Origin of the sequence: Streptomyces sp. NPDC093801, from assembly GCF_040701585.1 — a bacterium.
Classification (GTDB): domain Bacteria; phylum Actinomycetota; class Actinomycetes; order Streptomycetales; family Streptomycetaceae; genus Streptomyces.
Genome location: NZ_JBFBDP010000084.1, coordinates 1 through 8,610, shown reverse-complemented (window position 1 = coordinate 8,610; position 8,610 = coordinate 1). Strand labels below are relative to the sequence as shown.

Genomic DNA, 8,610 nt, shown 5'->3' with positions numbered 1-8,610 from the left:
GCCGCAGGGTGAGGGCGGGTCCGGTGGTGGGGGCGGGGCGCGGCGCCGGCGCGGACGGCGACGCACTGCGCGCCGGCGGTACGGGGCCGCCCGCCGCCGGCGCCGGATCCGCGGGTGGGGCCGGCTCCGGTACGGCGGCCACGGGCGCCCGGGGCACAGCAGGCGCCACCGCACTGGGCGCCGGCCTCGCCTCCGGCTCGGGCTCGTCCCCGGTCAGGGCGAACACCACCCCGGCGGCCGCCGCGACCGCTATCCCGGCGGCGATGGCGGCCTTCGCCGGCAGCCCCAGCCCCTCCGAGACCACAGCACCCCCGGCCCCACCGGCGGAACCAGCCCCACCAGCAGCCCCACCGGCACCGGCGGCCCCCGCCGCCCCACCCGCACCGGCGACGCCACCCGCACCGCCGACAGCCCCGGCCCCCGCGGCCCCCGCAGCCGACGCACCGCCGGCCCCCGCAGCCGAGGCACCGCCGGCCGCCGCGGCCGCCGCCCCGGCACCGCCGGCGGCGACGACCCCGCCGGCCACCACCCCGGCCGCCTTCGCGGCGTACCCGGCGGCGAACCAGCCGATGACCGCGACCGGCAGCAGCGCGGGGATCCCCGCGTTCACGTCCTTGAGCTCCCCGGCGGCCAGCCGGCACTTCGCGCACTCCTCCAGGTGCCGCCGCAGCCCCCGCTCCGCCCGCATCCGCAGCCCGCCCCGGGCATAGGCGCCCAGCCGGTCCGCGTACTGCGCGCAGTCCCCGCCCGCGCGCAGCGCGGAACTCACGTGGGCCTGGAGGTAGGCCTGCTTGAGGCCCTCCCGGGCCCGACTGGCCAGCACCGCCGTCGCATTGGCACTCAGCCCGAACAGCGGGGCGACCGCACTCGGCGGGGAGTCCTCGACCGTGGTGTGCCACAGCACGGCCTGCCACCGCTCCGGCAGGCTCCGGAAGGCCTGCATCGCGAGGGACCGCTCCGCCTCGTGCATCGCCCGGACGTCCGCGCCCAGTTCCAGGGTGTCGTCCCCCGACAGCCCGGCCGGCACGCCGCCGCTCTCGCCCGCGGCGGCCTGCTCCGCGAACACCGCGAAGTCCTCGACCAGATGCTCCCGCCGGGCCGTCGTCGCCCAGGCGGCGGCGACCCGCCGCACGGTGGTCAGCAGATAGGCCCGCACCGACTGGTCCGGCCCCGCCCCGCCCCGCACCGCCTGGAGCGTCCGCGCGAACACCTCGGCGGTCAGGTCGTCGGCGGTGTGTCCGTCACGGCAGCAGCTGCGCGCGTAGCGCCGTACGGCCTCGGCGTGCCGACGGAACAGCTCCTCGTACGCACCGTCGTCACCGGCGCGCGTCCGGGCGACCAAGTCCCCGTCGGACGGGGGCAGCTCGGCGCCGCCCGACCCGGGAGCGGCGTGCCGCCGCCCTCCGGGCTCGCGCTGGGCCGGAACCTGCCGGGCGGGCAGGCTGCCCGCCGCGGTCTCGCCACCGGAAGACTCGTCCCGTCCGTCAACGCTCATCGCGGAAGCCCCCGCACGACACACTCAGACCGGTCCACCGGCCCAGCGTGTCACACGGCACGGGCACCCCGGCCCGCCTTGCGCACGGTCCACCCGTCCGGGGAAGGTCCGGCGGACCGCAGCACCGCCCCTCACCCTTTCGGGTGCGCGGCCGCGCGGAGCGTCCCGTCGACCGCCCGGCGACCGGACCCGCCCGGCCCCCACCCCTGCGGGGGCCGGGCGGACCGTCACCACCGGCGGGCGCGCCGCCCCGCGCGGCTCACGCCGTACGGGAACGCAGCCCCTCGAGCAGGATGTCCAGCAGCCGCGCCGAAGCCGCGGCCTGCTGCGCCGGGTCGGGCAGCGCGGGCGCCGCGGTCGCGATCACCAGCAGCACATCGGCCACCGTGACATCGGCCCGCAGCTCACCGGCCTCCCGCGCCCGGTCCACCAGCCGGCCGACGACCTCCAGCAGCGCACCCGCGCCCGCGTCCTCCGACGGCTCGTCCTCGACCGGGGTCCGCGAGCCCACGACACGCAGCTCCGGGGCCCCGCCCGCGACGGCCTGGCGCTGGTGCGGAACGCGCGCCGCGCCCTCGTCCTCGGCGCCGTCCTCCTCGGCCGCGCCGACCCGCAGCACCTGCGGCGGCAGCAGCCGGCCCGCGCCCGAGGCCACGGAGGTGCGCAGGAAGCGCGACAGCGCCTGCCACGGTTCCTCCTCCTGGCCCAGAGCGGACTTCGCCTGCTCCGTCAGCCGGGCGGTCTCCTCCTCGGCTATGCGCCGGACCAGCACGTCCTTGCTGGGGAACCGCCGGTAGACGGTCCCGACGCCGACCCGCGCGCGCCGTGCGACGTCCTCCATCGGGGCTCCGTAGCCCAGCTCCCCGAAGACCTCGCGCGCGGCGCGCAGGACGTGTTCGAGGTTGCGCTGCGCATCGACGCGCAGGGGCGTCGAACGACCGGTGCCGTGGGTGGTCGTGCCCGCGATCACACGGCCGCCGCTCTCTGCGGACAGAGCGGTGGCAGAACCATGGAAATCGGAAATATGCATATGTATCCCCCGGTAATCATTTGTCTCCCCCCGGAGACACTCCCCGCCTTCGTGCCGAGGGGGGCCACGGTCATGAGGGCCCTGGTCCTACTCCTCGACGAGATACGAACATAGTTGAGCCAGAGTCAATTCAGAAGAGGCAGCCCCCGACGGAGCACCGCCCGATCGGAGCATTCACCCCCACTTTTCCGCCGCAAGCCTCCGGAATCACCCCTTCCGCGCGGCCTGACCTGCGAACTTCTCACACCATCCGGCTTCCTCGACAGCCCCGCCCCGTCCTCCCCACCGGTCACACAATCTGTCGGGCCTGTGGACAAACTCCCGGCCACGGTGCGTCATGGGATGGTGAAGGCTGCTAACTCGCGGGGCGACGCCCCCGGTACCCCGCCCCGCACGCGCATCCTCGTCATCGGCGGCGGATACGTCGGCATGTACACCGCCCTGCACCTCCAGCGGAAGCTCAGATCCGGCGAAGCCGAGGTCACCGTGGTGACCCCCGAGCCCTACATGACGTACCAGCCCTTCCTCCCGGAAGCCGCCGCCGGCGCGATCTCCCCGCGCCACGTCGTCATCCCCCTGCGCCGCGTCCTCGACCGCTGCCGCATCGTCATCGGCCAGGCCCAGCGGATCGACCACGCCAAACGCACCGCGACCGTCACCACCCTCGCCACCCCCGAGGAGGGCACCGGCGACCTGGAGATCGAGTACGACGAACTCGTCCTCGCCCCCGGATCCGTCTCCCGCACCCTCCCCGTCCCCGGCCTCGCCGACTACGGCATCGGGTTCAAGACCGTGGAAGAGGCCATCGGCCTGCGCAACCACGTCATCGAACAGATGGACATCGCCTCCTCCACCCGCGACCCCGCGATCCGCGACGCCGCCCTCACCTTCGTCTTCGTCGGCGGCGGCTACGCCGGCGTCGAGGCACTCGGCGAACTGGAGGACATGGCCCGCTACGCGGCCCGGTACTACCACAACATCAAGCCCGAGGACATGAAATGGGTGCTGGTCGAGGCCAGCGACCGGATCCTCCCCGAGGTCGGCCCCGAGATGGGCGTCTACACCGTCCGCGAACTGCGCCGCCGCAACATCGACGTCCGCCTGGAGACCCGCCTCGACTCCTGCGAGAACCGCGTCGCCGTCCTCAGCGACGGCTCCCGCTTCCCCACCCGCACCATCGTCTGGACCGCCGGCGTCAAACCCCACCCCCTGCTCGCCGCCACCGACCTCCCCAGGAACGAACGCGGCCGCCTGCGCTGCACCTCCTTCCTGACCGTCGAAGGCGTCGAACACGCCTGGGCCGCGGGCGACGCCGCCGCCGTCCCCGACATCACCGCCGAAGAACCCGGCCGCGAATGCGCCCCCAACGCCCAGCACGCCGTCCGCCAGGCCAAACAGCTCGCCGACAACCTCGTCGCCGCCCTCCGCGACGAGACCCTCACCGAATACGCCCACAAATACGTGGGCTCCGTCGCCTCCCTCGGCCTCCACAAGGGCGTCGCCCACGTCTACGGACGCAAGCTCAAGGGCTACCCGGCCTGGCTCATGCACCGCACCTACCACCTCAGCCGCGTCCCCACCTTCAACCGCAAGATGCGCGTCCTCGCCGAATGGACCCTCGCCGGGCTCTTCACCCGCGAGATCGTCTCCCTCGGATCCCTCGAACACCCCAGGGCAGAGTTCGAACTGGCCGCCGGCGGCGGCCCCCGCCACCACCTCCAGCACCCCGCCCCCAACCCCCCGGAAGACGGCAAGGGCTGACGTTGTCAGTGCGGTCCGCCACACTGGACGTGTGACCATAGGTGGGCTCACACCTGCACAGAGTGACGCCCCACGGAGTGACCAGCAGCAAGCGACCGACCACACGGGGCACCTTCCGGCACCACCGGGAGGAGACACCGCGACCACTTGCGACACCACGAGGCTTGAACGCAGTGAACTTCACGCGATGGAGCGCCCGGTTCCCCGGAACGCAGCGCCGCGCCGCCGCCCGGAACGAGCACGCCGCAGCCCAGGCCAAACGGGGTGAGGGCTCCGTCCCCGCAGCCCGCGGCGCCGCCCCCCACCCCGTCACGCCCAGCGACGGCAGCCCCGCCGACGCCACCGTCTCCGGCACCGGCACCGCCCCGCTCCCCGCCGTACCCGCCCTCGACGAGCTCTCCGTGCAGGAGGTCCTCGGACTCCTCCCCGCCCTCGTCGCCCTCGTCCACGGCCCCGAGCACCGCGTCGCCTACGTCAACGACGCCTACACCGCCGGCTTCGGACCCCGCACCACCGGCACCCCCGCCCACCTCGCCCTCCCCGAACTCGGCGAGCTCGGCCTCCTGCCCCTCCTCGACCAGGTCCAGCGCAGCGGCAGACCCCGCACCGCCAAGAACCGCCAGGCCCCCGGCGGCGGCAGCTCCTACACCGTCACCTGCACCCCCGTGCAGTTCCCCAAGGCCGACGCCGACGGCCGCCCCGACCCCCACCACACCGGCATCCTGGTCCACCTCGCCGACGTCACCGACCACGCCGAAGCCGTCGACCGCCTCCGCGCCAGCGAACGCCGCCAGCGCGAAGCCGCTGTCACCCTCCAGCGCTCCCTCCTCCCGCAGGAACTGGAACAGCCCGACGACCTCCGCATCGCCGCCACCTACCAGCCCGGCGGCACCGAAGCCGCCGTCGGCGGCGACTGGTACGACGTCATCACCCTCGGCGCCGGCCGCACCGCCCTCGTCATCGGCGACGTCATGGGCCGCGGGGTCCGCGCCGCCGCCGTCATGGGCCAGCTGCGCACCGCCGTCCGCGCCTACGCCCGCCTCGACCTGCCCCCGCACGAGGTCCTCCAGCTCCTCGACGGCCTCGCCGCCGAGATCGACGCCAGCCAGATCGCCACCTGCGTCTACGCCGTCCACGACCCCAACGAAGGCCTCCTCGCCTACGCCTCCGCCGGCCACCTGCCGATCCTCGTCCGCGACGAGGACGGCACCGTGCGCCGCGCCGCCGACCCCACCGGCCCCCCGCTGGGCACCGGCGGCTGGCTCCACACCTCCGGCACCATCGCCCTCGGCCCCGGCTCCACCGCCGTCCTCTACACCGACGGCCTCGTCGAACGCCGCGGCGAGGACATCGACGAAGGCGTCTCCGCCCTCGAACGCGCCCTCGCCGGAGCCCAGGGCACCCCCGCGATCATCTGCGACCGGCTGATGCGCGCCCTCGGCGTGGACGCCGACCACGACGACGACGTCGCCGTCATGGTCCTCCAGCAGCCCGCCCGCACCGGAGCCGACGCCGAGCTCTTCCACAACGCCGCCCTGGAACTCCTCGGCGGCGTCGAGGCCGCCCCCCGAGCCCGCGCCTTCGCCCAGGGCGTCCTCACCTCCTGGCGCTTCCCCGTCGAGCTCTGCGACCTCGGCGTACTCGCCGCCAGCGAGCTCGTCGCGAACTCCCTCCAGCACGGCACCCCGCCCATGCGCCTGCGCCTGCGCCGCACCGACCGCCGCCTGATCGTCGAGGTCACCGACGGGGACGACCACCTCCCGCGCCGGCGCCGCGCCGAACCCGCCGACGAGACCGGCCGCGGCATCTCGATCATCGCCACCATCGCCTCGGCCTGGGGCTCCCGCCGCACCCCCGGCGGCGGCAAGGCCGTCTGGTGCGAGTTCGCCCTCCCCGACGCATAGCCGCCGACGACGGCAGAGGCCCCGGTCCACCCGGACCGGGGCCTCTCCCCATACCTGCACCCCTTCTTACGCGGACACCCGCTCCGCCCGCTGCTCCGCCCGCTCCGCATCCTGCGGGGCGGCCGCCGGCCCCTGCGCCACGACCCTGCCGTGCAGCAGGGACGGGTTGTCCTGCACCGGGGTCAGCCGCCTGCCGAGCCGCAGCGCCAGACCCGAGATCCCCACCGAGACCAGCACGAAGGTCCCGACGTACAGCATCGGAGCACCCGCACCCACCGGCACGCCCAGCGGCCCCAGCGCCAGGGCCATCTGCTTGACCAGCGCGAACGCCGAGTTGTACTGCCCGACCGAGCCCTCCGGAGCCAGGTCGGCCACCAGCGGGGCCAGGGTCGGCGACAGCATCGCCTCACCGATCCCGAAGAGCGCGTACGTGCTCACGAACGCGGCGGCGGCCATCGTCGCGCTGCCGTGCCCCAGCCCGGAGAACCCGGCGATCAGCCACGCGACGGTCCAGATCAGCCCGACCAGCGCGATGACCCGCGACCGGCGGCGCTTCTCGACCAGCTTCAGCACCACGAACTGCGCCACGACGATCGCACCCGTGTTGGCGGCCAGTGCGAACCCCAGCGTGGACGGGGAGATCCCCGCGGCCTCCGTACCGAACGCGGCCAGACCCGACTCGAACTGTCCGTAACAGGCGAAGAAGAGCACGAAGCCCAGGAGGCACAGCTGCACCATGGCCTTGTGGCGCAGGAGCCGCTTCCAGCCGCCGCCGGCCGTCCGGGACGGGTCCTTGGGCAGCGCGTCCTTGATGCTGGGCGCCTGCGGCATCCGTACGGTGGCGATCACCCCGGCCAGCACCAGGAACATCACGGCCTCGATGCCGAACAACAGGGTGAAGCTCCCGGGCCGCGTCACGTCGACGATCTGGCCGCCGGCGAGACCGCCGATGCCCAGACCCAGGTTCTGCATGAAGAACTGCAGGGCGAAGGCGCGCGTACGGGTCGACGGCGTCGAGCACCACACGATCATCGTGGCCAGTGCCGGCTGCATCACGGCCTGTCCGGCACCGAGGGCCAGGGCGGACAGCAGGATCGGCCCGACGCCGGTGGAGAGCCCGAGGGCGAGGGCACCCGCGGAGGCGGCCACGGCCGCGCCCATGACCACGGGGACCGGACCGCGCCGGTCGATGACCCGGCCGGTGAAGGGCAGTGCGACGAGGGCACCCAGGGCGAACGCCACGAACGCGCTCGTGGCGGCCATGGAGCCCAGCCCGCGCACCTGCGCCACATAGATGTAGAGGAACGGAACCGTGAAGCCGATGCCGAACGCGGTCAGCGCGTTCCCGGCCTGGATCCGCCGCATCGCAGCGCCCATCACCTTGGTCACTTCTCACCTGCCCTGATAGCTAAAGTCTGAAGACTTCATACCTAAAGTTCGATGCTTAACTCTACACATCGAAGGAGTTAGACGCCAACGGGTTCGTGGGATACTTCGGACCATGGCTGACACCCCCGACGGCGCGACGCCGGCCCACGAGCCGAGCCTCGACGAGCAGATCGCCGTCTACCAGCGCGAATTCCAGGACCTGGACCCCCAGGTGGAGAAGGTCGTCTCGGCCCTCAGCCGCCTGAACCGCCGCATGAACGTCGCGTACGGCCGCCAGACGGCCGCGCTCGGCATCAGCAACGCGGAGTGGGAGGTCCTCAAGGCCCTCGTGCTCTCGGGCGCCCCGTACCGCATGGGCCCGAGCGAGCTCGCGAAGCAGCTGGGCCTGACCCCGGCGGCCATGACCCACCGGATCGACCGGATGACGGCCGAGGGCCTGGTCACCCGGGAGCGGGACGAGTCCAACCGGGTCCGCGTGATCGTGGAGCTGACCGACGAGGGCCGCAGCAAGTGGCTGGACGCGATGCGCGCGGCGACCGTGTTCGAGGAGGACCTGCTCCAGGACCTCTCCACGGCGGAGCGCGGGGTCCTGGGGGACATGCTCACCCGGGTCCTGGACCGCGTGGAGGACCTCCAGCCCCGCGCCTGACCGACCCCCGGCGGGCGCCGACCTGCCGGGTTGACACACCCCTCGCGGATCCGTAAGGTTCTTCGAGTTGCCCCAGCGCCGGAAGGTTCTGAGGTCAACGAATCCGCCGCCTCGTTGCGGCAACCCACTCAGCGCGATCTCCCACCGGGAACGAATTCGGCATGTCCGAATTCATTTCCGAAGGCCCGATTATCGGTTGCCGGGAAAATCCGCTAGAGTTCAGGAGTCGGAAGGGCCCAACAGCCCGGAAGACAAACCCCGCTGACTGGGAGTCAGGCCCGAAAGGATCTGATAGAGTCGGAAACGCAGGAAAGAACGAAAGCCCGGAGGAAAGCCCGAGAGGGTGAGTACAAAGGAAGCGTCCGTTCCTTGAGAACTCAAC

General features: G+C 73.2%; 6 protein-coding genes. 3 read left to right on the top strand and 3 right to left on the bottom strand.

All coding sequences use genetic code 11. The features are described from left to right. Both AB0469_RS40735 and AB0469_RS40730 read right to left on the bottom strand, forming a co-directional pair. Positions 1–1,495: sigma-70 family RNA polymerase sigma factor (locus AB0469_RS40735; protein WP_366456663.1), on the bottom strand; the 1,495-nt coding region annotated here is incomplete at its 3' end. A 259-nt stretch (positions 1,496–1,754) separates the two neighbouring features. Then, positions 1,755–2,525, bottom strand: coding sequence for a helix-turn-helix domain-containing protein (locus AB0469_RS40730; protein ID WP_366456662.1), 771 nt, complete (start codon positions 2,523–2,525; stop codon positions 1,755–1,757). Between the two features lie 342 nt (positions 2,526–2,867). On the opposite strand from AB0469_RS40730, the gene AB0469_RS40725 reads away from it, so the two are divergent. After that, positions 2,868–4,286: an NAD(P)/FAD-dependent oxidoreductase gene (locus tag AB0469_RS40725; protein ID WP_366456661.1), complete on the top strand. Its 1,419-nt coding sequence runs from the start codon at positions 2,868–2,870 to the stop codon at positions 4,284–4,286. Positions 4,287–4,459: 173 nt separating this feature from the next. After that, the gene (locus AB0469_RS40720; RefSeq protein WP_366456660.1) at positions 4,460–6,190 is read left to right on the top strand and encodes an ATP-binding SpoIIE family protein phosphatase; all 1,731 of its coding nucleotides are present in this window, start codon (positions 4,460–4,462) and stop codon (positions 6,188–6,190) included. 66 nt (positions 6,191–6,256) lie between these two features. Here the strand turns inward: AB0469_RS40720 and AB0469_RS40715 are convergent, their stop codons facing one another. Then, on the bottom strand, positions 6,257–7,567 hold the full coding sequence (locus AB0469_RS40715) for an MFS transporter (protein ID WP_366456664.1): 1,311 nt from the start codon (positions 7,565–7,567) through the stop codon (positions 6,257–6,259). A 124-nt stretch (positions 7,568–7,691) separates the two neighbouring features. On the opposite strand from AB0469_RS40715, the gene AB0469_RS40710 reads away from it, so the two are divergent. Then, the gene (locus AB0469_RS40710) at positions 7,692–8,228 is read left to right on the top strand and encodes a MarR family transcriptional regulator (protein ID WP_366456659.1); all 537 of its coding nucleotides are present in this window, start codon (positions 7,692–7,694) and stop codon (positions 8,226–8,228) included. The last annotated feature ends 382 nt before the right edge of the window (positions 8,229–8,610 follow it).